Here is a 24,150-nt window from a genome sequence, read left to right as displayed (position 1 = left end):
ACGCTGCGGGCCCCAAGGTGCTGGCTCTTTGAATGTGAGGGGTCAGCACCCGCCCGTCATGGTCGGCTTTTCCCGGGGCCGCGCAGCGGAACCCGGGACCCCGAACCGCCGATGCGGGAATGACTGCTTCGCGGTTCCGGCATCCTGTCCTGGACCCGCCCGGATTGGCCGACGCGTCCGGGCACGATGCTATGCATCTTCCGTTATCCCTTCACCCACTCCCGGACCAGATGGTTGGCGATCGCGATGGGCGAGGGGGCGTTGAACTGCTCGTGGGTGCCCTCCAGCATGCGCCGGACGTCGTCCTTGGTGAACCAGCGCGCGTCCTCCAGCTCCTCGCCGTCGAAGGCGATCTCCTCGGTGAGCGCCTCGCCGATGCAGCCGATCATGACGTTGGACGGGAAGGGCCAGGGCTGCGAGGTCATGTAGCGCACCGCGCCGACCCGGATGCCGGCCTCCTCGAAGGTCTCCCGGCGCACCGCGTCCTCGATGGTCTCGCCCGGCTCCAGGAAGCCCGCCAGGCAGGAATACATCTTCTCGGCGAAGCGCGGCTGGCGGCCCATCAGGCATCTGTCGCCGCGCGTGATCAGCATGATCACCACGGGATCGGTGCGGGGGAAATGCTGGGCATTGCAGGAGGCGCAGTCGCGCCGGAAGCCGGCCTGTGTGGGTTGCGTCGGCGCGCCGCAATTGGCGCAGAAGCGATGCCGTCGGTGCCAGTCGAGCAGGGATTTCGCCATGGCGAGCATCCCGAGTTCCTCGGCCGGAACCAGTCCGCGCACAGCGATGGAGCGCAGGTCCACGACCGCGAGGGACGGATCGTCCTGAAGCGATTCGGCAGCCTCCGGCGCCGCCAGGGTCGCCACCACGGGCCGGTCGCCGAGCGTGCCGAGAAAGACCTGCTCCTGATGGCCGGGGAGGCGGTCGAGGAATGAGGCGGGCAGGAGGCTCGTCCCCGGCTCCCCGGCCTGGAGGACCGGCAGGTCGCCGGCCAGGACCACCATGGCGGTGCGCGGATCCCGCGCCGCGTTGGCAAGCGCCTCCGGGTCCCGCTCGGCGCTGTGGCGGACGAGCGGATTCGAGATGTAGGCGATGGGTCGGGTCATGGGGTCAGGCCGCTGCGAAGAGGGCTGCGGCGCGCTCGATCAGGGCCGTCGCCGCGTGGTCGGGATAGGGGGTGCGGGTGCCATGGCCCCAGACGGGGCCCGGCCAGGCCGGATCGGAGCGGAAGCGCCCGATCACGTGCACATGAAGCTGCGTCACGATGTTGCCCAGCGCCCCCACATTTACCTTGTCGGGCTTGGAGAGTTCCAGCATCACCTTGGTGGCGATGCGGATCTCCTGGGCAAGCTGGGCGTAATCGGCCTCCGACAGGTCGGTGAACTCGCTCGCCCCCGCGATGCGCGGCACCAGCACGAACCAGGGAAAGCGGGCGTCGTTCAGGAGCAGGACGGACGAGAGGGCGAGATCGCCGACCGGGATCGTGTCGGCTTCGAGCCGGGAATCGAGCGTGAATGTCATGGCGCTATGTAACCGACCCTGCGGCTTCGTGTCAGCCTTCGTCGATACGAACCCAACGTGTCATCCCCGGCGAGCCGAAGGCGGGGAAGGGGATCCATGGCGTTGCGCCTGATCGTGGATTCCTTCCCCTCCGCTGCGCTCCGGCCGGGAATGACACAGACGGCGGTGGAGAGCGGGGATGGCCGCGCGAGCGGCTCGTTTCCAACTTGCGTTTCTCAGGCAATACGCCCATATAGCCGGTGGGAGGTTGGCGAGGGACGTCTCACTCGCCAACCGGGTCAGGTCCGGAAGGAAGCAGCCCTAACGAGACCGAACGGGTCTTCGTCCAGCCTCCCACCTTTTTTAAGATTCTCCAAAGCCTTGCAGTCGATGGACGATACCACAGCCGGCACGCCCCCGAACGACGAGCCGGCCCTGCCGGGCTTCCCCGCCGCGCCCGCTTCCGCAGCGCCGGCCTCTCCCTACCGCGTCCTTGCCCGTAAATACCGCCCTCGAACCTTCGACGACCTGATCGGTCAGGAGGCGATGGTGCGCACCCTCTCGAACGCCTTCGAGACCGGGCGCATCCCGCAGGCCTGGATGCTCACCGGCGTCCGCGGCGTCGGCAAGACCACCACGGCCCGCATTCTCGCCCGCGGCCTCAACTACCAGAAGGCCGACGGCTCCGGTCAGCCGACCATCCACATGCCGGAGCTCGGCGTGCATTGTCAGGCGATCATGGAATCGCGGCACGTGGACGTGCTGGAGATGGACGCCGCGTCCCATACCGGCATCGACGACGTCCGCCAGATCATCGACGGCATCCGCTATTCGCCGGTCTCGGCCCGCTACAAGGTCTACATCATCGACGAGGTCCACATGCTCTCGGAGAAGGCGTTCAACGCCTTCCTGAAGACGCTCGAGGAACCGCCGCCGCACGCGAAGTTCATCTTCGCCACCACCGAAATCCGGAAAGTGCCCGTCACGATCCTGTCCCGCTGCCAGCGCTTCGACCTGCGCCGCATCGAGGCGGACAAGCTCGTGGCCCATCTCGGCCGCATCTGCGCCGCCGAGGGCGTGCAGGCCGATGCGGAAGCGCTCGCCGCCATCGCCCGCGCGGCGGAAGGCTCGGCGCGCGATTCCCTGTCGCTGATGGACCAGGCCATCGCGCACGGGGCCGGCGTGGTGACGCCCGACACCGTGCGCGACATGCTGGGCCTCGCCGACCGCACGCAGGTGATCGACCTCTTCGAGGCCGTGATGCGCGGCGACGTGCCGGGGGCCTTCGCGGGCTTGCGCTCGCAATACGATGCCGGCGCGGACCCGGCCGTAATCCTGTCCGATCTCGCGGCCTTCTCGCATGTGGTCACCCGCCTCAAGCTGATCCCTGAGGCCGCCAGGGATCCCGCTCTCTCCGAGATCGAGCGGACGCGCGGCACCGATTACGCCCAGAAGCTTTCGGTCAGGACCCTGTCGCGCGCCTGGCAGATCCTTCTCAAGGGCATTCCCGAGGTGCAGTCCTCGAACCGTCCGATCGCGGCGGCCGAGATGGTGATCGTGCGCCTCGCCTATGCGGCCGACCTGCCGACCCCTGACGAGGCCCTGCGCGCCTTGAAGGACGGCGCGCCGGTTCCCGTCGGCGGCCCCTCGGCGCCCGCGCCCCGGCCGTCCGGTCCCGCCACGTCCGGCAACATGGCGCTTGCGACGTCCCAGCCTTATCCTCAGCCGCGCCCGCAAACTGCTCAACCCGAGCCGACCATGCGGCTTCGCCGCTTCGAGGACGTGGTGGCGCTCGCCGGCGAGAAGCGCGAGATCGTCCTGAAGGCGCAGCTCGAACGGGACGTGCGTCTCGTGCGCTTTGAGGAGGGCCGCATCGAGCTCAGCCTCACCGACACCGGCAGCCGCACCATCGCCAACGACCTGACCCGCGCCCTCCAGCAATGGACCGGCGAGCGCTGGATGGTGGCCCTGTCCTCGGAGGAGGGGCAGGCGACCCTGCATGAGAAGGCGGTCGAGGCCGAGCGCGAGCGCAAGGAAGGTGCCGCCAATCATCCGCTCGTGCAGGCGGTGCTGACGAAGTTTCCCGGCGCGCAGATCGTGAACGTGATCGAACGGGCCGAGAAGCCCGGCGAGGATGCGGAAACCGAGATCCTCGGCGAGGCCGACGCGCTGGCCGCGCACGAGGCCGAAGACGACGACGATCTTTTCTGATTTTCATTTCCAGATTGAGGATACGGTCATGAAGGACATCATGGGATTGATGAAGCAGGCTCAGGCCATGCAGCAGAAGCTGCAGGACGCCCAGGCCGAGCTCGAAACCCTCGAAGTCGACGGCACCGCCGGCGGCGGCGTCGTGACCGTGAAGGTGACCGGCAAGGGCAGCCTGAAAGCCATCAATATCGATCCCTCGCTCATGAATCCGGACGAGAAGGAGATCCTCGAGGATCTCATCGTCGCGGCCATGAACGATGCCCGCGGCAAGGCCGAGCGCGCCACCCAGGAGCGCATGGAAGGCATCACCAAGGGCCTGCCGCTGCCTCCGGGCCTGAAGCTGTTCTGAGATTTCGCGAGATATCGATGGCCCAGCACGTTGCCGGCCCCGAGATCGAGCGCCTGATCCAGCTCCTCGCCCGCCTGCCGGGTCTGGGGCCGCGTTCGGCCAGGCGCGCGGCGCTCCATCTCATCAAGAAGCGCGAGACGCTGCTCAACCCGTTGAGCGATGCCATGCGCATCGCCAACGAGCGCATCGTCGTGTGCTCGTCCTGCGGCAATGTCGATACGACAGATCCCTGCACGGTGTGCCGGGATCCCAAGCGCGATCCGTCCATCCTCGTGGTGGTGGAGGACGTGTCCGATCTCTGGGCGCTGGAGCGCTCCGGCGCGGTCAACGCGAAATATCACGTGCTCGGCGGCGTGCTCTCGCCGCTCGACGGCGTGCGGCCCGAGCACCTGAACCTGGAGCGCCTCGTCGCCCGCGCCTCCGAGCCCGGCGTGAACGAGGTGATCCTGGCGCTCAACGCCACGGTCGACGGCCAGACCACGGCCCATTACATCACCGAGCTTCTCGCTCACCTGCCCGTGAAGGTGACCAAGCTCGCCCACGGCGTCCCGGTCGGCGGCGAGCTCGACTATCTCGACGAGGGCACGCTCTCGGCCGCGATCCGGCAGCGCACGTCGTTTTGATACAGTTTTGATTGCTATCACGTCATCACCGGCCTTGTGCCGGTGATATCGATTGCATGAAACGCCGAGCTTTTCCGTATCGAGATGGCCGGGACTGATCCCCGGATCAAGTCCGGGGACGGCCATGACGATGCAAGTGTCATCCCCGGCGCACGCAGTGCGGGAAGGGGATCCATGGCGTCGCGCATGGACGTGGATTCCCTTCCCCTCCGCTGCGCTCCGGCCGGGAATGACAAGCGCGGTTCGCATGCGAGCAGCAGATGATGACGTGACAGGCCCGGGCGCCGTTGCTAATCAGGCGGCAACGAAACCCTGACCCGAGTTGCCCATGTCCACAGCTGACCTCGCCCGCACCATCGACGCCGCCTGGGAGGACCGGGCCAACGTGAACCCTTCGACGGCCGGCGCCGTCCGTGAGGCCGTCGACGAGGCGATGAACCTTCTCGATTCCGGCAAGGCACGCGTGGCCGAGAAGACCGGAGACGAGTGGCAGGTGCATCAGTGGCTGAAGAAGGCCGTGCTGCTGTCCTTCCGCCTCAACGACATGGAAGTGATCGGCGGCGGGCCCGGCGAGGCCACGTGGTGGGACAAGGTGCCGTCCAAGTTCGCCGGATGGGGTGAGAACCGCTTCCGGGCTGCAGGCTTCCGCGCCGTCCCGAACTGCACCGTGCGGCGCGGCGCCTATATCGCGCCCGGCGTGGTGCTGATGCCGTCCTTCGTCAATCTCGGCGCCTATGTGGACGAGAACACCATGGTCGACACCTGGGCGACGGTCGGCTCCTGCGCTCAGATCGGCAAGAACGTGCACCTCTCCGGCGGCGTCGGCATCGGCGGCGTGCTGGAGCCGCTCCAGGCCAATCCCACCATCATCGAGGACAACTGCTTCATCGGCGCCCGCTCCGAGGTGGTGGAAGGCGTCGTCGTGGGCGAGGGCTCGGTGCTGTCCATGGGCGTGTTCATCTCGGCCTCGACCAAGATCATCGACCGCAACACGGGAGAAGTCTTCGTCGGCCGCGTGCCGCCGTATTCCGTGGTCGTCCCCGGCTCGCTCCCCGGCAAGCCGCTCCCGGACGGCACCCCCGGCCCGTCGCTCTACTGCGCCGTGATCGTGAAGCGCGTCGACGCGCAGACCCGCGCGAAGACGGGGATCAACGAGCTGTTGCGGGACTGATCCGATGGAACACTCGCCGCTCTCCCTCGCACAATCCCTCCTGCGCTGCCCCTCCGTGACGCCGGAGGAGGGCGGCGCGCTCGCCTTCATCGAGGGCGTGCTGAAGGAGGCGGGGTTCGAGGTCCACCGACCGGTCTTTTCCGAGCCGGGTACGCCGGACGTGGAAAACCTCTATGCCCGCTACGGCAAGGGCGAGCCTTACCTGCTCTTTGCGGGCCACACCGATGTGGTGCCTCCCGGCGATGCGGCCCGTTGGACCTACGATCCGTTCGGCGGCGAGATCCACGGCGGCGAGCTTTATGGGCGCGGCGCGGTCGACATGAAGGGCGGCATCGCCTGCATGATGGCGGCGGCGCTGGAGTTCATCCGCAGCAACCCGGACTTCAAGGGCTCTATCGGCTTCCTGATCACGGGCGACGAGGAGGGGCCCGCCGTCAACGGCACGGTGAAGCTGCTTGAGTGGGCGAAGGGGCGCGGCGAGCGGTTCGACCATTGCATCCTCGGCGAGCCGACCAATCCGAACCAGCTCGGCGACATGATCAAGATTGGGCGGCGCGGGTCGCTCACCGGCCGGATCGTGGTCGAGGGCAAGCAGGGTCACGTGGCCTATCCGCATCTCGCGGACAATCCCATTCCGGGCATGATGCGCCTGCTCGACGGGCTTCTGAAGGAGCCGCTCGACCGGGGCACCGACCATTTCGATGCCTCGAACCTGGAGGTGACCACCATCGACGTCGGCAATCCGGCGGCGAACGTGATCCCGGCCGAGGTGAAGGCCACCTTCAACATCCGCTTCAACGATCTCTGGACGCCTCACAGCCTGGAGGCCGAGATCGAGCGCCGCCTGCGCGAGGCCGCCGGCAACACGGTGCGCTACACCCTGACCATGGAGCCGACCAACGCAGTCGCCTTCCTGACGCCGCCGAACGCCTTCGTGGGCTTCATCGCCGACGCCATCAAGACCGAGACCGGTTCGCAGCCGAAGCTGTCCACCACGGGCGGCACGTCGGATGCTCGCTTCATCGTGAAGGACTGCCCCGTGGTCGAATTCGGCCTCGTCGGACAGACCATGCACCAGGTGGACGAGCGGGTGGCCGTTGCGGATTTGGACCGGCTCGCAACGATTTACCGCAAGGTGCTCGACGCATACTTCGCCGCGTGAGTCCGACCGGGAAACTTGACTGTCTAAACTAAAGTCGAAGAAAGAGCGGAACGTTTTGCAGGCGCCATCCATTTTCGAGGGCAATCGTCTTCGAAAATGAGGCCGCTGATGATCGTTACGGCTGAGGAGGTCAACCGCTCGTTCAGAGGAACGCTCGATCTGCTCAACAGCAGGTCCGAGGGCCTGAAGTCCTTCGACATGAGCGAGCGGGGCTTCTGGCGCTCCTTCATGGCGATCTGGCTGACGCTTCCGGCCTATGTGGTCTCCCTGGCCTTCGAGCGCCTCCGCCTCGGCCTCCTCCAGCCGGATCGGCCCCTTCTCGACAGTTTCTGGATAGACGTCGTGGTGGCGCTCGGCCACGTGGCGGGCTTCATCGCCCTGCCGCTCGCCATGATCTGGGTCGCCCGGTGGTTCCGGCTCGAGAAGGCCTATGTGCCCTTCGTCATCGTGACGAACTGGATCTCGGTCATCGGCATGCTGCTCCTCTCCGTGCCGGCCATGCTCATGCTGCTCGGCTGGGCGCCTCCCGGGCTCGCGAGCCTGTTCGCCCTTGCCTTTGCGGTCATCATCGTGCGGATGCAATGGTTCGCCACCAAGGAGACGCTGAAGATCGCGAGCCTGCCGGCGCTCGGAATCGTGGTGCTCGGCATCCTGCTCAATTCCGTCATCGGAACGGCGATGCGGGGCCTACTCGGATAGATCCGGATAATCGACGCCGATCAGGTAAAGCCCCGACGACGGGGCCATCGGCCCGCAGCGCCTGCGGTCGCGCGCGTCGAGCGCCGCGCGCACATCCTCCACGGACCAGCGCCCCGCGCCGGCCCGCTCCAGGGTTCCCGTCATGGAACGCACCTGATGGTGCAGGAAGGACCGGGCCGAGGCATAGATGCGGATCTCGTCGCCGATCCGCTCCACGTCGAGCCGGTCGAGGGTGCGGACCGGGCTATTGGCCTGGCACTCGGCGGCCCGGAAGGTGGTGAAGTCGTGCCGCCCGATCAGCGTCTGCGCGGCCTCGTGCATGGCGTCGGCGTCGAGCTTCCAGGCCACGTGCCAGACCCGGTTCGTCTCCAGCGCCGGTGGGGCGCGGCGGTTGAGGATGCGATAGACGTAGTGGCGCTTCACGGCGGACAGGCGGGCGTGGAACGTCTCCGGCACGGCCTCAGCCGAGAGAATGGCCACGGGAGCGGGTTTCAGATGAGCGTTGGTGGCGTCGCGGACCGTGTCCGGCCGCCAGTCCTTGTCCAGGTCCACGTGAACGACCTGATGGGTGGCGTGAACCCCCGAATCCGTCCGCCCGGCGCAATGGATGCGCACCGCCGCGCCCGTGAAGCGCGCGATGGCATCCTCCACCGCCTGCTGCACGGAGAGCCCGTTCGTCTGATGCTGCCAACCGGTGAAGGGCGTGCCGTCGTATTCGACGACAAGCTTGTAGCGAGGCATGTTATTCCAGTTCTGCGAAGGCCTTGGCGTAAGTTACCGAGCCATGGGCGTCTTTCCCTTTTGCGGAAAGCGCGAGGGCCTGGAGATAGGGCCCGTCATAGGGCGTTTTCACCTGTTCCGCCAGCTGGGGTGTGAAGCCGAAGCGGCCGTAATAGTGCGGTTCCCCCAGCACGAGGACAAGATCGTAGCCCTCGTCCGTGAGGCGCATCAGGCCGTCCCGCACGAGGGTTGCCCCGATGCCCTGCCGCTGGAAGGCGGGAACGACGGCGAGCGGAGCCAGCACCGCCCCTTTGACGGACGGGGCATCGTGGAGGATCAGGCGGGAATAGGCAACATGGCCGGCCGGCTCATCGGCATGGGCGGTCAGAGACAGGATGAGATCGCCGTCCCTGTGCATGTTCCGCACGAGATCGGCCTCTGCCAGTTGTCCGAACGAGGCGGAATAGATGGCGTAGAGGATGGACCAGTCGGCAGCTTCCTCCAGGCGAACCTCCATGTCGGACCTCACGCGAATTGGGCGCCCGGGCCAAGCCTCACTCCCCGCAGGAACTCCTCGAAGGCCACGGGGCCCTTTCCGGCACGCTGAACCTGGATCAGGCGGATCGCACCCTCGCCACAGGATATTGTACCATCATTGTCCAGCAGAGTCCCGGGCGAAGCTGAACCTTTTCCCATGGCGGCCCTGAGAACCTTCACCCGTTCCTGCCCCTTGCCGAAATCGGCCGTGAAATAGGCGCCCGGGAAGGGCGAGAGGCCACGGATGTGGTCGTGAACGGCCTGCGCGGGTTTCGACCAGTCGATCAGGGCGTCCTCGTTCTTGAGCTTGTGGGCATAGGTCACGCCCTCCTCGGGCTGGGGCGTGAAGCTTAAGCCTCCGCGGGAAAGAGCGGCGAGCGCCCGCACCATCAGGTCGGCGCCGAGGACCATGAGGCGGTCGTGGAGCTCGCCGGCGTTCATGTCCGGGGCGATCGCAACCCGCTCGACCATGGCGACGGGGCCGGTATCCAGGCCTTCCTCCATCCTCATGACGGCGACGCCCGTTTCCTTGTCGCCGGCCATGATGGCCCGCTGGATCGGCGCGGCGCCGCGCCAGCGCGGCAGCAGGGAGGCGTGAAGGTTGAGGCAGCCGAGTTCCGGCGCCTCCAGGACGGCCTTCGGCAGCAGCATGCCGTAGGCCACCACCACCGCCACGTCGGCGTTGTGGCTGCGGAAAATCTCGGCGGCCTCCTCGGTTCGCAGGGTTTTCGGCGTCAGCACGGGAAAGCCGAAACGATCCGCCATGGTGTGGACCGGAGAGGGCTTCAGCGCCATGCCGCGGCCGGCCGCCGCCGGCGCGCGGGTATAGACGGCCACCACGTCGTGGCCTTGGCCGACGATCTCGGACAAGGTCGGCACGGCGAAATCCGGCGTGCCCATGAAGACGACGCGCAGACTCATGCCCCGGCCTCGCGCTTGGCGGCCTTCTTGAACTTGGTCATCACCCGGTCGCGCTTGAGCTTCGACAGGTAGTCGATGAACAGGACCCCGTTCAGGTGGTCGATCTCGTGCTGCACGCAGGTGGCCAGCAGGCCGTCCGCATCCTGCTCGACGGTCTCGCCCTGCAGGTTCATGAAGCGGAACCGCACCCGATCGGGACGCTCGACCTCCTCATAATATTCGGGGATCGACAGGCAGCCCTCCTCGTAGACCCGCTTCTCCTCCGACGCCCAGGTGATCTCCGGGTTGAGGAGCACCATCGGCTGGCGCTCGTCATCGGACTTGGACACGTCCATGGTCACCATGCGGACCGGCACGCCGATCTGGATGGCAGCCAAGCCGACGCCGGGGGCGTCGTACATGGTTTCCAGCATGTCGTCGGCCAGCTGGCGGATCTCGCTCGTGATGTCCGTGATGGGTTCGGAAACCAGCCGGAGCTTTGAATCGGGGATGATGACGAGGGGTCTGATGCTCATGATCGCGGGAGATAAGCGCTCGGAGAAGGATGGTCAAATCGTTCATCTAGAGCATCGGACGCAAAAGCGGATCCGCTTTGGGCCTCGTCCGATGCTCGCCATTCATAAGTGCATCGTTTCCGCGGAAAAGGGGATTCCGCTTTGCCCCACGAGGCACTTGTGTTCGGATGCGCCGTCCACCGGAACCATAATCCCATGAACGACGTCGTCCTGATCCTCGGCCAGACTCCCCTGACCTGGGGGCAGATCGTCATGGGCATGGCCGGCTTGAGCCTCGTCCTGCTCCTCATCGTGACGATGCTCCTCCTGCGAACGCGCCGGGACAGGGCCCTGGAGGCCGCCATTGCGGACGAGCGGGCCCGGGAGATGGACGACAAGGTGGCCGAGCTCACCCGGATCCAGTCGGAAATGACCGGCCGGATGCGGACCATGGCCGAGGTCTTCGGTTCCCGCCAGAGCGATTTCGTCCGCATGATCTCGGAGCGGATCGACGGGTTGCAGCACCGGGTCGGCCAAGGGCTCGAGGCCTCCACGCGCCATCAGACGGAAAACCTCTCGAAGCTCAACGAGCGTCTCGCCGTGATCGATGCTGCGCAGCAGAACCTGACGAGCCTCACGGGCGAGATCGTCGGCTTGAAGGATATCCTGTCCAACAAGCAGACCCGGGGCGCCTATGGGCAGGGGCGCATGGAGGCCATCGTCCGCGACGGGCTTCCCGCCAATGCCTTCGAGTTCCAGGCGACCCTGTCGAACCGCACGAGGCCCGACTGCCTCGTGCGCCTGCCCGGCGACGGGCGCGGCCTCGTGATCGACGCCAAGTTCCCGCTGGAAGGCTTCACACTTTTCCGGGAGGCCAAAGGCGATGAGGCGCGCAGCCGTGCGGCCGCGAGGGTCCGCAACGACATGCTCGTTCATGTGAAGGATATCGCGGAGAAGTACCTTATCCCGGGAGAGACCCAGGATATCGCCATGCTCTTCGTCCCGGCGGAATCCATCTATGCCGATCTGGCCGAGCATTTCGACGACGTAGTCCAGAAGGCGCATCGCGCCCGCATTGTCATCGTGTCCCCGTCGCTCCTGACGCTCGCCATCCAGGTCATGCAGGCCCTGGTCCGCGATGCCCGCATCCGCGAGGAGGCGCGGGTGATCCAGGTCGAGGTGCAGAAGCTCCTGGAGGACGTGGTGCGCCTCGATGCCCGGGTGGCGAAGCTCGACACCCACTTCCGGCAGGCCCAGGAAGATGTGTCGCAGATCCGGGTTTCGGCCGACAAGATCGTCAAGCGCGGCCAGAAGATCGAAACCCTCGAATTCGACGAGGATGAGGCCGAGGCTCGGGCCGAGTGGCTGCGCCTCCAAGGACGGAATCTCCGTGCCGTGGAATAAAAGCACCCGACGATGCGTTCATGACGGTTGGCGCCGGGAACCGCCTTTCTCCCGCAACGTTCTTCCCACGCTGCACGACACGCCATGGAATGATGGCGTTTGACGACGGTACATCACGGATTTTGGGAAGGATTGCGCTATGGGCCTTTTCTCGAAGGACATCAAGTCGTTGGATGATCTCTTCATCCACACCCTGCAGGACATCTACTACGCCGAGCAGCAGATCACGAAGGCGTTGCCGGAGATGATCGAGAAGGCGAGCGACCCGCAGCTGAAGCAGGCGTTCCAGACCCATCTCGGCGAAACCCAGCAGCAGATCCAGATGGTCGAGCAGGTGTTCCGCATGCACGGCCACGACCCGAAGGGCGTAACCTGCCCGGCGATCGACGGCATCATCGACGAAGCCCAGGACATCGCCGGCGACATCGACGACCCGCAGGTTCTCGACGCGGCGCTTCTGGCCGCCGCTCAGGCCGTCGAACACTACGAGATCACCCGCTATGGCACGCTCGTCGCCTGGGCCAAGCAGCTCGGCCGCGAAGACTGCGCCGGCGTCCTGCATCAGATCCTGGACCAGGAAAAGTCCACGGACCAGAAGCTCAACCGGATCGCCGAGAGCAAGATCAACACGAAGGCCGCGTAAGGTCTTTGTCAGACGAAACGGAAATGGCCTCCGAAAGGAGGTCATTTTTGTTTTGGCTGCCCGCTGTCATCCCCGGCGAGCCGCAGGCGAGGGAAGGGGATTCATGGCGTTGCGCCTGAACGTGGATTCCCTTCCCCTCCGATGGCTTCGCCATCTCCGGCCGGGAGTGACAAAGGATCGGTTACTTCACCGGCAACGCATAGGCGCGCAGAAAGTCCGCCAGATCGTTGGTGATGTAGTCGATCTCCGGCGTCCGGACCGCTTCCTGCTCGAAGCTCTCCCGGAACGGGTCGAAGGTCTTGGGCACGATGAGCGTGGTCGTCATGCCGAGTTCGTGCGGCACCGTGAGGTTCTTGGCGATGTCCTCGAACATGGCCGCGCGGGCCGGTTCGACCCCGTGCTTGTCGAGAAAGACCTCATAGGCGCGCCGGTCGGGCTTGGGCACGAAGTTCGAGGCGGCGATGTCGAACACGTCCTCGAAATGGTCGAGAATGCCGATCTTCCTCGCCACGTTCTCCGCGTGCTTGCGGGAGCCGTTGGTGAGGATCAGCTTCCGCCCCGGGAGCTTCTCGATGGCCTCGCCCAGGCTGTGGTTCAGCTCGATATCCGTGTGATCGATGTCGTGGGCGAAATCGAGAAAGTCGGTCGGATCGACATCGTGTTCCTCGATCAGCGCCCGCAAGGTCGTGCCGTGCTTGTGATAGAAATATTTCTGCAGCGCCTTGGCGGAGAGACCGTCGATCCCGAACAGGTTCGCGACATAGAGCGTGATCCGCTCGTCGACCTGGGGCCAGACCCGCGAGGTGTGCGGGTAGAGCGTATTGTCCAGGTCGAAGACCCATGTCTCCACATGGGCGAAGGGGCGGGAGTCGGACGACGACAGGTGATTTTCGACAGGCGGCTTAGCGTTCATGGATCCCAAAGACGACAATGGGGCCGTGCGGCCCCACTGACAAATATATAGGCTCTTTCGGCCGATCCGTGAAGGGCGATACCTTATCCCCTGCGGATCATGGTGCCCGCGCCGTGGTCGGTGAAGAGCTCCAGCAGCACCGCATGGGGCACCTTGCCGTCGAGGATGACGACCGCTTCCACGCCTCTTTCCAGGGCATAGATGCAGGTCTCGATCTTCGGGATCATGCCGTCCGTGATGGTGCCGTCGGCGATCAGGCGGCGGCAATCGTCGATGGTCATGTCCGGGATGAGGTTCTTGTTCTTGTCGAGAACGCCCGGGACGTCCGTGAGCAGCAGGAGGCGCTTGGCCGTCATGGCGCCCGCGATGGCACCGGCGAAGGTGTCGGCATTGACGTTGTAGGTCTGGCCGTCATGCCCGGTCGCGACCGGGGCCAAGACGGGGATCAGCTCGGCCTGGAGAACCTGGTCCAGGACGGCCCGGTTCACATGCTCCGGCTCGCCCACGAAGCCGAGATCCACCACTTTCTCGATGTTGGAATCCGGGTCGACGGCGGTGCGGGTCACCTTCCGGGCCGTGACCATGTTGCCGTCCTTGCCGGAAAGGCCGACGGCCTTGCCGCCCTCGGCGCCGATCCAGCCGACGATCTGCTTGTTGATGGAGCCGGCGAGCACCATCTCGACGACCTCGACCGTGGCCTCGTCCGTCACGCGCAGGCCGCCCTTGAACTCGGACTTGATGCCGAGCTTGTTCAGCATCTTGCCGATCTGCGGTCCGCCGCCATGGACGATGATCGGCTTGATGCCCGATTGCTCGAGCAGGACCACGTCCTCGGCGAAGTCCTCGGCCGCTGCACGGTCGCCCATGGCGTGGCCGCCATACTTGATCACCACCACCTGCTGGTCGTAGCGCTGCATGTGCGGCAGGGCCTGAACAAGCACCTCGGCCTGCACATGAACGTCGGGAAGGGGCATGGACGGATCGGACATGAACGGCTCCGGCGCGGGGATCGGGATCAAACGGCCTGCCTTCTAGCTCAAGGAAAGGCGGCTGCAAACAGGACTTCAGGCCCTCAGGCGCAGAAGGGCGGAGATTCCGACGAGCAGCCAGCCCAGCATGAGCAGGATGCCGCCCGTGGGCGCGGCCCGGGGAAAGAGCGCCACGCCCGAGAAGGCCCGGCGGGACAGGTCGCCGCAGAACAGGATCAGGCCGAGCACCAGCACGTAGCCTGCCATCTGGGCCAGCATGGGGTTCACGGCTCCGGCCGCCATCAGGGCCACGAGGGCCAGCAGGGCAGGGGCATGGAAGAGCAGGAACTGCGCCGCGGTGGCGAGGTTCCCGCCCGCGATGTGGGCCGCGGCCGCCGACAGGCCGACGCCGAGGAGGCCCGAGAGGGAAGCCAGGACGATCAGGATCCGGGCGGCGAGGTTCATCCCGCGCCTCGCTCGCTCAGGAGCCTGGCGATGCCGGCACGCAGCTCGGGAATGCCGAAGCCCGTGCGGCTCGATGTGGGCAGGATCTCCGGGAAGGCGGCGGCGCGCTTCTCGATCTTCTGGAGGGTATCGGCCATGCGCTTGTCGAGCTCGTCCTTCTTCAGCTCGTCGGCCTTCGTCAGGACGATCTGGTACGAGACGGCGGCGGTGCCGAGGGTCTCCAGGACCGCCTCGTCCACCGGCTTGATGCCGTGGCGGGCATCGATCAGCACATAGACGCGGGCGAGGCTCGCGCGGCCGCGAAGGTAGTCGTGGATCAGCTGCGTCCAGGCCGCGACCTTCTGCTTGTCGACGGCCGCGTAGCCGTAGCCGGGCATGTCGACCAGATGGAAGCGATCGTTGACGTTGAAGAAGTTGAGCTGCTGGGTGCGGCCCGGCGTATGCGAGGTGCGGGCCAGCGTGTTGCGCCCGGTCAGGGCGTTCACGAGGCTCGACTTGCCGACATTGGAGCGGCCCGCGAAGGCGATCTCCACCTTGCTCATGGGCGGCAGGTTCGTCAGGGAGTTCGCGGCCCAGATGAAATCCGCCTCGCCGGCAAAGAGCTTGCGGCCGATCTCGAGAAAGGGGTCGGTATCAGGTTCCATATCGGTCATGGGGCCCTTATCGGCGCTTGGGGGCCGGAGTTCAAGGCATCTCGCTCAAGCTTTTCCAATCGTTAGGGTGTCGAGGCCCAGAACGGTTCCGCCTTTGCGAGCTTCCGGGAGGCCTTCCCGGCCTGGGACAGGAGCTTGCGTTCGCGCCGTTTCGTGTCGCCGGCGGCCTTTCGGACCCATTTCCGGAACGGTGGATCGAGCAGGGTCTTGCCCACCTCGATGTCGTTCAGCTTGCCCAGCATGTCCTGCAGGCCCTCGAGAAGGTCCAGCATCGCCTTGCGGCTCTTCCGCGCCGGGATGCCCGGAAACAGGGTGGCGAAGAACTCCACGCCGTAGCGCAGTTTCTTGATGCGGATGCGAAGCTTGTGTCGGTCTTCCCCGTCCAGGTCGTCCATCCGCCGCGCGCCCTGCCGGATTCGCTGCCACCGGCGCGAGAATTCCTCGGCCGCCAGCGCCCGAGCGGGAAGATCCCGCGCGGCCACGATGGACGGCTTGCGCCGCGCGAGCCAGCGACCGGATTCGACCCAGGTCGCGGCCTTCAGGACCGCCCGCATGAAGCGGGGCTTGGACAGGATCTTCAGGACCTTCTCGAAGGCCTCCGCCCGCAGCCGTTCGGCTTCCTCCAGCACCTGCGGGCCCTTGTCGGGATCGTCGGCCTTCCGCAGCCGCGCGATCAGGACGTCGAGGTCGCGCACCAGGCCGAGCTTCTTGCCGGCCCATCGGATCTCGGCCCTGACGGCCTTGCTGTCCCGGTCCCGCAGCATCGGCTCGAACAGCGAGACCGCCGCGTTGAGCCGCCGGAACCCGACCCGCATCTGGTGCACCAGTTCGGGATCGTCGCTTCGACGCAGCAGCGCCTCGTTCCGGATGATCTGGGACAGGCAGGCGCGCGCGATCACCTGGAACGCCTCCGCGCACGAGGCCTGGGTCGGAAGGACGATCCGGCCGGCCTTGACCGGCGTGACGTCGGCCTGGCCGAGGAGCCGGTAGCCGCGTTCCGATTTCGTCACGGGAGAGAGGCGGAATGGAATGCTGCCCGCGAGATCCTCGGCGAGAGCGAACAGGGCGGACGGGTTGCCCTTCTTCAATTCGAGCTCGACCTCGCAGAAATGCTCGGCGCCTGCCCCGGTCGATGCCCGGGCCTCGTCCAGGGCGAGTTCGATCGTGGCTCCGTCGCGCTCGATCTCGAAGGCCCGGCGGTCCGTGTCGACCGTGAAAACCGGCTTGAGGTCGTGGCGGACGGCTTCCCTGGCGACGAGCGGGGCCAGGGGCGTACCGGCCGCCGCCGCGAGATCGGGCCCGTCCTCGACCGGGATCTCCCATTCTCCGCGATCGAGGGCGAGGCCCCGTGTCTTGCGCTCGGCCTTGATGGTCTGCGTGCTGCGACCGTTCCGCTGTCGGACACGGAGGGTCAGTCCCGCCTTGTGCAGGGCGCAATCCGTCGAATCGTAATAGACCGCGTGGAGGGCTCCGCCCTGGTCGGGAAGTGCCCGGGCCTGCGACATCAGCGGGTGGCGGAGGAGCTTGCCTGCGGCATCCGCGGCGAGTTCCAGTTTCAGCTCGATCTCGCTCGCCCTTTCGGGTCCGTGCTTGTCCTGCCATCCGGCATTCATGGCCAGCCTCGACTCCGGTTCCTGCTCCAGCGGTCATGTAGAGCGATTCACGGCGAATGCCATGTGGAAGATCTCTGGCAGATCCTTTCAGACAGAAGCTACCAGAAATCTACCACTGTTCTCCAAAACCGGAGGAGTGCATTCGGACAGGCCGCCGCCATGCTGTGCCGTCTTGGACATGACGGGAATGCGCATATGACGGACGCCCCCATTCTCATCCGCTCGGTCGAAATCCTCTCCGAGGATTGGGCCATCCTCAAGAAATTCACCTTCGACTACCGCCGCCGGGACGGCAGCCTGGAGCGGCAGGTCCGGCAGACCTATGATCGCGGCCACGGCGCCGTGATCCTGCCCTACGATCCGGATCGCGGCACGGTGCTCCTCGTCCGGCAGTTCCGGCTGCCGGCCTATGTGAGCGGCCATACCGAGCCCCTGATCGAGGCCTGCGCCGGACTGCTCGACAAGGACGACCCGGAGACCTGCATCCGCCGCGAGGCGGAGGAGGAGCTCGGCTACCGGCTCCGCGAGACCGAGCCCGTTTTCCATGCCTTCATGAGCCCAGGCAGCGTGACGGAGAGGCTGATGTTCTTCATGGCCCGCTATTCCCCGGACGACCGGATCGGCCAGGGGGGAGGCGACAGGCATGAGGGGGAGGACATCGAGGTGCTGGAAATGGCCCTCGACGAAGCCCTCGCCATGGTGGGCCAGGGCCGGATTATTGACGGCAAGACCATCATGCTGCTGCAGCACCTGAAGCTCAAAGGCCTTGCAGGAGGCTAGCAAAGAAAAACCCCGGGTGCGACCCGGGGTTTCTGGTTCGTTTCGCCTGGCGACCGCTCAGCCCTTGGCTGGGCTGGCCTTGCGGCTGAAGGTCTTGCGCAGGTTGTCCCACAGCTCGATCTTCACGCCGTTGCGCTTCATGATGAAGGCCTGCTGGCTCACCGAGAGAAGGTTGTTCCAGGCCCAGTAGATCACGAGACCAGCCGGGAACGAGCCGAGCATGAAGGTGAAGATCACCGGCATCCAGGAGAAGACCTGCTTCTGCACCGGGTCCGGCGGCTCCGGGTTCATCTTCATCTGCAGCCACATGGTGAAGCCCATGATGATCGGCCAGACGCCGAGCATCAGGAAGTGGCCGATCACCGGCACGGCGCCCGGATTGTAGGGCAGGAGGCCGAACAGGTTGAAGATCGAGGTCGGGTCGGGAGCCGCGAGGTCGCGGATCCAGCCGAAGAACGGCGCATGGCGCATTTCGATGGTGACGAAGAGCACCTTGTAGAGCGCGAAGAACACCGGGATCTGGATCAGGACCGGCCAGCAGCCGGCGACCGGGTTGATCTTCTCCTTGCGGTAGAGCTCCATCAGCGCCTGCTGCTGCTTCATCTTGTCGTCGCCGTAGCGCTCGCGGATCGAGGCCATCTCCGGCTGCACTGCCTTCATCTTCGCCATGGAGCGATAGGACTTGCTGGCGAGCGGGAAGAACAGCCCCTTCAGGATCACGGTGACGAGAAGGATCGCGATGCCGAAGTTGCCGAACAGGCGGAAGAAGAAGTCCAGGACCTTAAAGAGCGGCTTGGTGATGAAGTAGAACCAGCCCCAGTCGATCAGGAGATCGAAGTTCTTGATGTTCAGGGCGCTGTGATAGGCGTCGACGGTCGCGACCTCCTTGGCGCCGGCGAACAGGCGCTGGGTCACTTCGGTGGTGGCGCCGGGCTGGAGCGTCTGCGACGCGCCGGCCACGGTGGCCTGGTACGTGCGATCCGCCGTCTGGCCCTGCTGCGACGTGAAGGAGCCCTGGAAAGGCTGCGTCTGGTCGGGAATGACGGCCGCCGCCCAGTACTTGTCCGTGATGCCGAGGAAGCCGCCGGTGACCGAGTTCCAGATCTGGCCGACCGTGCTGCCGCCCGAGATCGGCTCCTTCTTGTCCAGGTTCGCGTAGGTGACCTCCTGGAGTCCGTTGTCGCCGAGCACGCCGATCATGCCTTCGTGCAGGACGTAGTAACCCAGCGTGACCGGCTTTCCGTGGCGGGAGACGAGGCTGTAGGATTGCAGCGTCACGGGAGCCGAACCCCGGTTCTCGACCGCGTCCTTGACCGTGAACATGTACTTGTCGTCCACCGAGATCGTGCGGCGGAAGACCAGGCCCTGGTCGTTCTGCCAGGTCAGGGTCACGGGGCTGCCGGGGGTCAGAGAGGTCTTGTCCGCCGTCCAGACCGTGTTCTGGTTCGGCAGGCTGCCGGCGTCGGCGCCGACCCAGCCGAACTCAGCGTAATACGGGTTCTGGGTGCCGGTGGGCGACAGGAGCACGATGATCGGGCTCTTGGGGTCCACCGTTTCACGGTAATGCTTGAGGGACACGTCGTCGACGCGGCCGCCGCGCAGGTTGATCGAGCCGGAGATCGCAGGCGTGTCGATGGCGATGCGCGGCGAGGCGGCGAGCGCCGCCTCACGGGACTGAACGGTTGGGACCGAAGGGGCGCCGGGGACGGTTCCCGGCACCGTCGGGGAGGCGCCGCCGGCCTGGCTCGGGCTCGCCGGAGGATTCGGCGCCGTGGGATTCACCTGCGTGGATTGCGCCTGCTGGGCGGCCAGCCGCTGCTTCTCGGCCTGGGGAGCCGCATAGAAGTATTGCCAGCCTAGCAAGATCGCCAGCGATAGCGCGATGGCGACGATGAGGTTTTTGTTGTCTTCACGCATGGGAATGTCCGCGACGCTCGCCGTTGGGGGGAGGTGAGGAAGGGGGCCGACGCTCTGCCGACGGCGCGCTTTTCGGCTTGGTGACCGTCCGCAGCGCGCGTCTGAGATCGTCGATGAGCAGATCGAAATCGGCGGAGAGGATATCGCGTCGTCCGATGATGACGACGTCCGCATCGATATTCGCGTAATCCCGGCCCGCCGCGGGAAGGGCGGCCCGGAGCCGGCGCTTGATCCGGTTGCGCTCGGTGGCGTGGCCGACGCGCTTCGTGACCGTGAGGCCGAAGCGCAGGCCGAGGCCCGAGCCCTCGCGCAGCCGAGCCTGAACCGACATCCGCTCGGTATGAAAGCGGCGGCCAGAGGCCGCCGCGACGAAGTCAGGTCTTTTCGTCAGACGCCCGAGGCTTAGCTCTGCGCGAGGCTCGCGCATCGGGCGATCCTAAGCTGCTTACGCCGAAAGGCGCTTGCGGCCATGGGCGCGGCGAGCGGCAATGACCTTGCGGCCACCCTTGGTCGCCATGCGCGCACGGAAGCCGTGGCGGCGCTTGCGAACCAGCTTGCTCGGTTGATACGTCCTCTTCACGGCACATCTCCGGTCGAATGGGGCAGCGGTGCTCGATGGCTCGCGCCCGTCTGGTTAAAATGGGGTTGCCCCCGAAACTGTCTCGAAAAAACGATCAGCGCCCCAGAAGAGCGCTGTCAGCTTGCGGGCTTATGAAGGAACGGAGGGGCAAAGTCAACGCCGCTCTGGCCTTTATGCGGCAATCGGCCCGGCGGCTTCGCTTCGGGAGGCAGGTTCGTGGGCCCGCCGCCAGCAGGCCCTACATAGGGCCTGAAAACAAGGAGAAGTCGTGGTCGATCCGCAACGGAACCCTCATAGTTCAAAAGGAACGGCCCGTCTCCTGCGCATCCTGCCCCTTGGCCTCGTCGTCCTGGTCCTGGGAGCTTGCTTCGCATCGGGCCTGCACCGCTCCTTGAGCTTCGAGACCTTCATCCGCTACCAGGCATGGCTGCAGGACCATGTCGCCGCCCATCGGCTGGCCATGCTCGGCCTGTTCGGCGCGATCTACGTGGCGGCGGTCACCCTGTCCCTGCCGGTTTCCGCTCTCCTGACGACCATCGGGGGCTATCTGTTCGGCTGGGTTCTCGGAGGGCTGACGGCTTCCGTGGCGGCCACCCTGGGGGCAACCGGCCTGTTCCTGATGGCCCGCACATCCCTGGCGGGACCACTCCTCCAAAGCGCGGGCGTTCGGATCCAGGCCCTCGCGGCGGGATTTCGGAGGCAGGCCTTCTTCTATCTCCTTTTCCTGCGCCTGATTCCCGCGGTGCCCTTCTGGCTGACGAATCTCGCCGCGGCCTTCTTCGGCATGCCCGCCAGGACCTTCGTGCTGGCGACCCAACTGGGCATCCTGCCGGTGTCCTTCGCCTTCGCCTTCGCCGGCTCGGGCCTCGACGAGGCGCTGTCCCGGCACGAGACGCTCCTGGCCGATTGCCGGGCGGCCGGGCGAAGCGATTGCGCGGTCGATTTCGACGTCCGAAGCCTGTTGACGCCGGAGTTTCTGATCGCTCTCGCTATCCTGGGAGGTCTGGCACTGGTTCCGGTTGCGCTGAAGCATTGGCGCAGGCGCGTCGCCGACGAGGGCTGATGGTCAAGCGGGCGGGGATGAGGGTATCGAATCCTGGCGTGGACCTCGCTTTCGGGCTTGCTCCATTCTGATCTCCCTTTATCCCAGCCCATGGTGGGTACGGCGGTGGTGTTTCTCGAATCATCGGCCCACAATCCATGAGTGCGGCGGCCGGCCTTCAGGGCTGCCGCCTGGAATGAAACGGGAATGAGCCGCGAGCCGACCACTCTCACAGGACGCATCCTGAGCCAGTTCGGGCTTTCCGCGCGCCTGCTCCTGCTGACCGTGCTCTTCGTCATGATCGCGGAGGTGCTCATCTATGTGCCCTCCGTGGCCAATTTCCGGCTGACATGGTTGAACGACCGTCTGGCGGCGGCGCAGATCGCCGCCATGGTCCTCGATGCGGCGCCCGAGGATAGCCTGACGGAGGAGCTGGAGCTGCGCCTCCTGCACGGGGTCGGCGCCAAGGCCATCGCCCTCAAAGGTGGCGGGCGCAGGAGCCTGCTGGCTTCGGGCGAGATGCCGGATGAGGTGAGCAAGACGGTCGATCTGCGCGACGCCCATTGGCCGACCCTGGTGCAGGACGCCTTCTCCGTTCTGTTCACCCCCGCGCACAAGCCGATTCGCGTCATCGGGGCCGGCATGGGGGTGGAGTTCGTCGAGATGATCCTCGATCAGGCGCCTCTCCGCCAGGCCATGATTCGATTCTCGCGCAACATCCTGTTCCTGTCCCTGTTCATTTCCGGCATCACGGCGTTTCTTGTCTATCTCACCCTGCAATGGGTGATCGTGCGCCCCGTGCGGCGTCTCACCGGCAACATCGCGGAGTTCTCCAGCAATCCGGAGGATGCGTCGCGGGTCATTCAGCCGACCGACCGCGTCGACGAGATCGGTCTCGCCGAACAGGCGCTCGCCCGCATGGAGACGACGCTCGCCGACGAGCTGCGTCAGAAGCGCCGCCTGGCGCAGCTGGGGCTGGCGGTCAGCAAGATCAATCACGAGCTGCGCAACATGCTCACCACGGCCCAGCTCCTCACGGATCGCCTGGACAACGTCAGCGACGAGAGCGTCCAGCGCATCGCCCCCAGGCTCGTCAACACCCTCGACCGGGCCATCGCCTTCTGCGAGACCACCCTGGCCTATGGCCGGGCCACGGAGCCCCTGCCGCAGCGGAGGCTGATTCCGCTGGCGCCCCTGATCGAGGAACTGTCGAACCTCACGGACCTGGCGCCGGAGGTCGGCATCGCCTTCGACGCCCAGGTGCCGGAGGACCTGATGGTCGATGCGGATCCGGACCAGCTCTCCCGGGTTTTGGTCAACGTGGTCCGCAACGCCGTCCAGGCCCTGAGCCAGACCGGATCGCCCGGGGGGCGGCCCCGCATCGACGTGACGGCTTCCCGGGAGGGCGGAACGGTATGCATCCTGATCAAGGACAACGGCCCCGGGATTCCCGAGCGGGCGAAGCCGACGCTCTTCACGCCCTTCCAGGGCTCGGCCCAGAAGGGCGGGACGGGGCTGGGGCTTCCGATCGCCGCGGAGCTCGTCCAGCTGCATGGCGGGACGATCGCCCTCGACGAGAGCCACGGCACGACCTGCTTCAAGATCGCGATTCCGGACCGCCCCTCCGTCCCGGGATCAAACTGACGCTTTCCGCATATCTTCTGCACGAAGAGGCTTGCCAAGCGGATCAGATGCCTCTATGTCAGCGGCCTCGGCGAACGTTGCTCCCCGCAACGACCGGCCGACAAAGCGCCCGTAGCTCAGCTGGATAGAGCACCAGACTACGAATCTGGGGGTCAGAGGTTCGAATCCTTTCGGGCGCGCCATTTTCCTTTCGACAATCGATGAAGACGAGAGTTCGAGGCTCATTGCTGAGCGTCCGGACTCCCTAGTCGTTTCGCACGTCATGGCCGCCATGGCGTCGGGTGTCATCCCCGGCGCACGAAGTGCGGGAAGGGCATCCACTCCCACGCGCGTAGCTATGGATTTCCCTCCCTACCGCTGACGTTTCGGCCGGGAATGACACCGATGGCGCTCTGCTTTGCAGGATCCTCGGCTTGGACCCGGAATCTGTTGAGCGCGGCATCCCCTGCGCCGATATCCAGGTCTTGAGGGTTCTAGACCTCGGCCGCCGGAGTGATGCCGAGGTCCGTGAGCTTGGCTCGAACCTCCGTGACCGGCCGTTTCAGCTTCAGGCTGATCACCGAGACCGGGGCTCCCTCCCGTGCAAGGGACAGAAGAGCCTGGACGGCCTCATAGCTCCAATGGTCTCCGGCGGGGTTCATGGCATGCTTCTCCCTGTGAACGAAGCACAAGCGTCCGTCGCAAGTGCGGCGAGATGATGAAATGGAGGTTCGGGGAACGGTTCCGCCGCAACCTTAGCCGAGGATGCGCGTTCCTTGTGGAGGCAACGCAGACCAAGGACCGCAACATGAGCATTCTCTGGACCATCATCATCGGCTTCGTGGCAGGTGTGATCGCTAAATGGATCATGCCCGGACGGAATGAGCCCTCCGGCTTCATCATGACGACCATCTTGGGCATCGTGGGTGCCGTGGTCGCCACCTATCTCGGTCAGGCTCTGGGCTGGTACCGGGCCGACGAAGGAGCGGGCTTCATCGGTGCCATCGTCGGCGCCATCGTCGTGCTCTTCATCTATGGCCTGATCGTCGGACGCCGCTCGACGTCGTCGTACTGATCGGTTCCAGGACCGAGCCGAAACGCCAAGGGCCACAGCGAGACTGTGGCCCTTCTTGCATGGGATGGAACCTGAAGGCGGACGCCG

Annotated in this window: 27 protein-coding genes, 1 tRNA gene and 1 other RNA gene; 14 read left to right on the top strand and 15 right to left on the bottom strand. The window is 65.8% G+C overall.

All coding sequences use genetic code 11. The features are described 5' to 3' along the window. Positions 1 to 203 precede the first annotated feature (203 nt). Both nudC and H0S73_RS21210 read right to left on the bottom strand, forming a co-directional pair. Complete coding sequence (gene nudC / locus H0S73_RS21215) at positions 204 to 1,106, bottom strand: NAD(+) diphosphatase (protein WP_181053997.1); 903 nt, start codon at positions 1,104 to 1,106, stop codon at positions 204 to 206. A 4-nt stretch (positions 1,107 to 1,110) separates the two neighbouring features. Then, positions 1,111 to 1,521 (bottom strand): HIT domain-containing protein, encoded by a 411-nt coding sequence (locus H0S73_RS21210; protein ID WP_181053996.1) that lies wholly within the window; start codon positions 1,519 to 1,521, stop codon positions 1,111 to 1,113. A 241-nt stretch (positions 1,522 to 1,762) separates the two neighbouring features. Between H0S73_RS21210 and ffs the strand changes: the two genes are divergently transcribed. From ffs to H0S73_RS21175, 7 genes are all read left to right on the top strand, one after another. Next, positions 1,763 to 1,859: signal recognition particle sRNA small type (gene ffs / locus H0S73_RS21205), an RNA gene on the top strand. Between the two features lie 31 nt (positions 1,860 to 1,890). Next, positions 1,891 to 3,711 carry a DNA polymerase III subunit gamma/tau gene (locus H0S73_RS21200; protein WP_181053995.1) on the top strand — a complete coding sequence of 607 codons (1,821 nt, stop codon included), beginning with the start codon at positions 1,891 to 1,893 and terminating at the stop codon, positions 3,709 to 3,711. 28 nt (positions 3,712 to 3,739) lie between these two features. After that, positions 3,740 to 4,060 carry a YbaB/EbfC family nucleoid-associated protein gene (locus H0S73_RS21195; RefSeq protein ID WP_181053994.1) on the top strand — a complete coding sequence of 107 codons (321 nt, stop codon included), beginning with the start codon at positions 3,740 to 3,742 and terminating at the stop codon, positions 4,058 to 4,060. A 17-nt stretch (positions 4,061 to 4,077) separates the two neighbouring features. After that, complete coding sequence (recR, locus tag H0S73_RS21190) at positions 4,078 to 4,683, top strand: recombination mediator RecR (protein WP_181053993.1); 606 nt, start codon at positions 4,078 to 4,080, stop codon at positions 4,681 to 4,683. 328 nt (positions 4,684 to 5,011) lie between these two features. Next, positions 5,012 to 5,854, top strand: a complete 843-nt coding sequence (dapD, locus tag H0S73_RS21185) for a 2,3,4,5-tetrahydropyridine-2,6-dicarboxylate N-succinyltransferase (protein ID WP_181053992.1) — start codon at positions 5,012 to 5,014, stop codon at positions 5,852 to 5,854. A gap of 4 nt (positions 5,855 to 5,858) precedes the next feature. Further along, positions 5,859 to 7,016: a succinyl-diaminopimelate desuccinylase gene (gene dapE, locus H0S73_RS21180; protein WP_181053991.1), complete on the top strand. Its 1,158-nt coding sequence runs from the start codon at positions 5,859 to 5,861 to the stop codon at positions 7,014 to 7,016. 108 nt (positions 7,017 to 7,124) lie between these two features. After that, positions 7,125 to 7,715 (top strand): hypothetical protein, encoded by a 591-nt coding sequence (locus tag H0S73_RS21175; protein ID WP_181053990.1) that lies wholly within the window; start codon positions 7,125 to 7,127, stop codon positions 7,713 to 7,715. Here H0S73_RS21175 and truA read toward each other — a convergent pair. From truA to def, 4 genes are read right to left on the bottom strand one after another with little or no spacing between them, the layout of a single operon-like run. Next, positions 7,704 to 8,456: a tRNA pseudouridine(38-40) synthase TruA gene (truA, locus tag H0S73_RS21170; protein WP_181053989.1), complete on the bottom strand. Its 753-nt coding sequence runs from the start codon at positions 8,454 to 8,456 to the stop codon at positions 7,704 to 7,706. The two genes, H0S73_RS21175 and truA, sit on opposite strands and share 12 nt — an antisense overlap. 1 nt (position 8,457) lies before the next feature. Further along, complete coding sequence (locus H0S73_RS21165; protein WP_181053988.1) at positions 8,458 to 8,952, bottom strand: GNAT family N-acetyltransferase; 495 nt, start codon at positions 8,950 to 8,952, stop codon at positions 8,458 to 8,460. A gap of 8 nt (positions 8,953 to 8,960) precedes the next feature. Continuing rightward, positions 8,961 to 9,893, bottom strand: coding sequence for a methionyl-tRNA formyltransferase (fmt, locus tag H0S73_RS21160; RefSeq protein WP_181053987.1), 933 nt, complete (start codon positions 9,891 to 9,893; stop codon positions 8,961 to 8,963). Then, positions 9,890 to 10,408 carry a peptide deformylase gene (gene def / locus H0S73_RS21155; protein ID WP_181053986.1) on the bottom strand — a complete coding sequence of 173 codons (519 nt, stop codon included), beginning with the start codon at positions 10,406 to 10,408 and terminating at the stop codon, positions 9,890 to 9,892. Before def ends, fmt begins: the two co-directional genes overlap by 4 nt. 195 nt (positions 10,409 to 10,603) lie before the next feature. On the opposite strand from def, the gene H0S73_RS21150 reads away from it, so the two are divergent. Together H0S73_RS21150 and H0S73_RS21145 are read left to right on the top strand one after the other, a co-directional pair. Next, positions 10,604 to 11,791, top strand: coding sequence for a DNA recombination protein RmuC (locus H0S73_RS21150; protein ID WP_181053985.1), 1,188 nt, complete (start codon positions 10,604 to 10,606; stop codon positions 11,789 to 11,791). Between the two features lie 139 nt (positions 11,792 to 11,930). Next, complete coding sequence (locus H0S73_RS21145; protein ID WP_114944743.1) at positions 11,931 to 12,434, top strand: YciE/YciF ferroxidase family protein; 504 nt, start codon at positions 11,931 to 11,933, stop codon at positions 12,432 to 12,434. A 181-nt stretch (positions 12,435 to 12,615) separates the two neighbouring features. On the opposite strand, the gene H0S73_RS21140 is transcribed toward H0S73_RS21145, so the two are convergent. From H0S73_RS21140 to H0S73_RS21120, 5 genes are all read right to left on the bottom strand, one after another. Continuing rightward, positions 12,616 to 13,347, bottom strand: a complete 732-nt coding sequence (locus H0S73_RS21140) for a pyrimidine 5'-nucleotidase (RefSeq protein WP_181053984.1) — start codon at positions 13,345 to 13,347, stop codon at positions 12,616 to 12,618. Positions 13,348 to 13,430: 83 nt separating this feature from the next. Next, positions 13,431 to 14,336 carry an acetylglutamate kinase gene (gene argB / locus H0S73_RS21135; RefSeq protein WP_181053983.1) on the bottom strand — a complete coding sequence of 302 codons (906 nt, stop codon included), beginning with the start codon at positions 14,334 to 14,336 and terminating at the stop codon, positions 13,431 to 13,433. A 75-nt stretch (positions 14,337 to 14,411) separates the two neighbouring features. After that, positions 14,412 to 14,780 carry a DUF423 domain-containing protein gene (locus H0S73_RS21130; protein WP_181053982.1) on the bottom strand — a complete coding sequence of 123 codons (369 nt, stop codon included), beginning with the start codon at positions 14,778 to 14,780 and terminating at the stop codon, positions 14,412 to 14,414. Further along, entirely contained in the window at positions 14,777 to 15,433 is a 657-nt protein-coding gene (gene yihA, locus H0S73_RS21125) for a ribosome biogenesis GTP-binding protein YihA/YsxC (RefSeq protein WP_181053981.1), read from the bottom strand. Before yihA ends, H0S73_RS21130 begins: the two co-directional genes overlap by 4 nt. A gap of 62 nt (positions 15,434 to 15,495) precedes the next feature. Continuing rightward, complete coding sequence (locus tag H0S73_RS21120; RefSeq protein ID WP_181053980.1) at positions 15,496 to 17,046, bottom strand: CYTH and CHAD domain-containing protein; 1,551 nt, start codon at positions 17,044 to 17,046, stop codon at positions 15,496 to 15,498. Positions 17,047 to 17,241: 195 nt separating this feature from the next. On the opposite strand from H0S73_RS21120, the gene H0S73_RS21115 reads away from it, so the two are divergent. Next, positions 17,242 to 17,826, top strand: coding sequence for an NUDIX domain-containing protein (locus H0S73_RS21115; RefSeq protein WP_181053979.1), 585 nt, complete (start codon positions 17,242 to 17,244; stop codon positions 17,824 to 17,826). A 57-nt stretch (positions 17,827 to 17,883) separates the two neighbouring features. On the opposite strand, the gene yidC is transcribed toward H0S73_RS21115, so the two are convergent. From yidC to rpmH, 3 genes are read right to left on the bottom strand one after another with little or no spacing between them, the layout of a single operon-like run. Further along, positions 17,884 to 19,743 (bottom strand): membrane protein insertase YidC, encoded by a 1,860-nt coding sequence (gene yidC, locus H0S73_RS21110; RefSeq protein ID WP_181053978.1) that lies wholly within the window; start codon positions 19,741 to 19,743, stop codon positions 17,884 to 17,886. Further along, a complete protein-coding gene (rnpA, locus tag H0S73_RS21105) occupies positions 19,736 to 20,170 on the bottom strand; it encodes a ribonuclease P protein component (protein ID WP_181053977.1) in 435 nt (144 codons plus the stop codon). Before rnpA ends, yidC begins: the two co-directional genes overlap by 8 nt. A gap of 18 nt (positions 20,171 to 20,188) precedes the next feature. Further along, entirely contained in the window at positions 20,189 to 20,323 is a 135-nt protein-coding gene (gene rpmH / locus H0S73_RS21100) for a 50S ribosomal protein L34 (RefSeq protein WP_027314822.1), read from the bottom strand. Between the two features lie 268 nt (positions 20,324 to 20,591). On the opposite strand from rpmH, the gene H0S73_RS21095 reads away from it, so the two are divergent. The 3 genes from H0S73_RS21095 to H0S73_RS21085 all read left to right on the top strand — a co-directional run bounded on the left by H0S73_RS21095 (position 20,592) and on the right by H0S73_RS21085 (position 23,191). Beyond that, positions 20,592 to 21,386, top strand: coding sequence for a VTT domain-containing protein (locus H0S73_RS21095; protein ID WP_181053976.1), 795 nt, complete (start codon positions 20,592 to 20,594; stop codon positions 21,384 to 21,386). A gap of 186 nt (positions 21,387 to 21,572) precedes the next feature. After that, positions 21,573 to 23,009, top strand: a complete 1,437-nt coding sequence (locus H0S73_RS21090) for a sensor histidine kinase (RefSeq protein WP_181053975.1) — start codon at positions 21,573 to 21,575, stop codon at positions 23,007 to 23,009. A 105-nt stretch (positions 23,010 to 23,114) separates the two neighbouring features. Next, positions 23,115 to 23,191 (top strand) — tRNA-Arg (locus H0S73_RS21085). Positions 23,192 to 23,482: 291 nt separating this feature from the next. Here H0S73_RS21085 and H0S73_RS21080 read toward each other — a convergent pair. Next, positions 23,483 to 23,650: a hypothetical protein gene (locus tag H0S73_RS21080; RefSeq protein ID WP_181053974.1), complete on the bottom strand. Its 168-nt coding sequence runs from the start codon at positions 23,648 to 23,650 to the stop codon at positions 23,483 to 23,485. Positions 23,651 to 23,796: 146 nt separating this feature from the next. Here H0S73_RS21080 and H0S73_RS21075 point away from each other — a divergent pair, with 146 nt between their 5' ends. Further along, positions 23,797 to 24,063, top strand: coding sequence for a GlsB/YeaQ/YmgE family stress response membrane protein (locus H0S73_RS21075; protein WP_181053973.1), 267 nt, complete (start codon positions 23,797 to 23,799; stop codon positions 24,061 to 24,063). The last annotated feature ends 87 nt before the right edge of the window (positions 24,064 to 24,150 follow it).

Source organism: Microvirga mediterraneensis (genome assembly GCF_013520865.1).
Taxonomy (GTDB): domain Bacteria; phylum Pseudomonadota; class Alphaproteobacteria; order Rhizobiales; family Beijerinckiaceae; genus Microvirga; species Microvirga mediterraneensis.
Note: the sequence above shows the minus strand (reverse complement) of the source record. Positions and strands in the feature narration are given on the sequence as shown.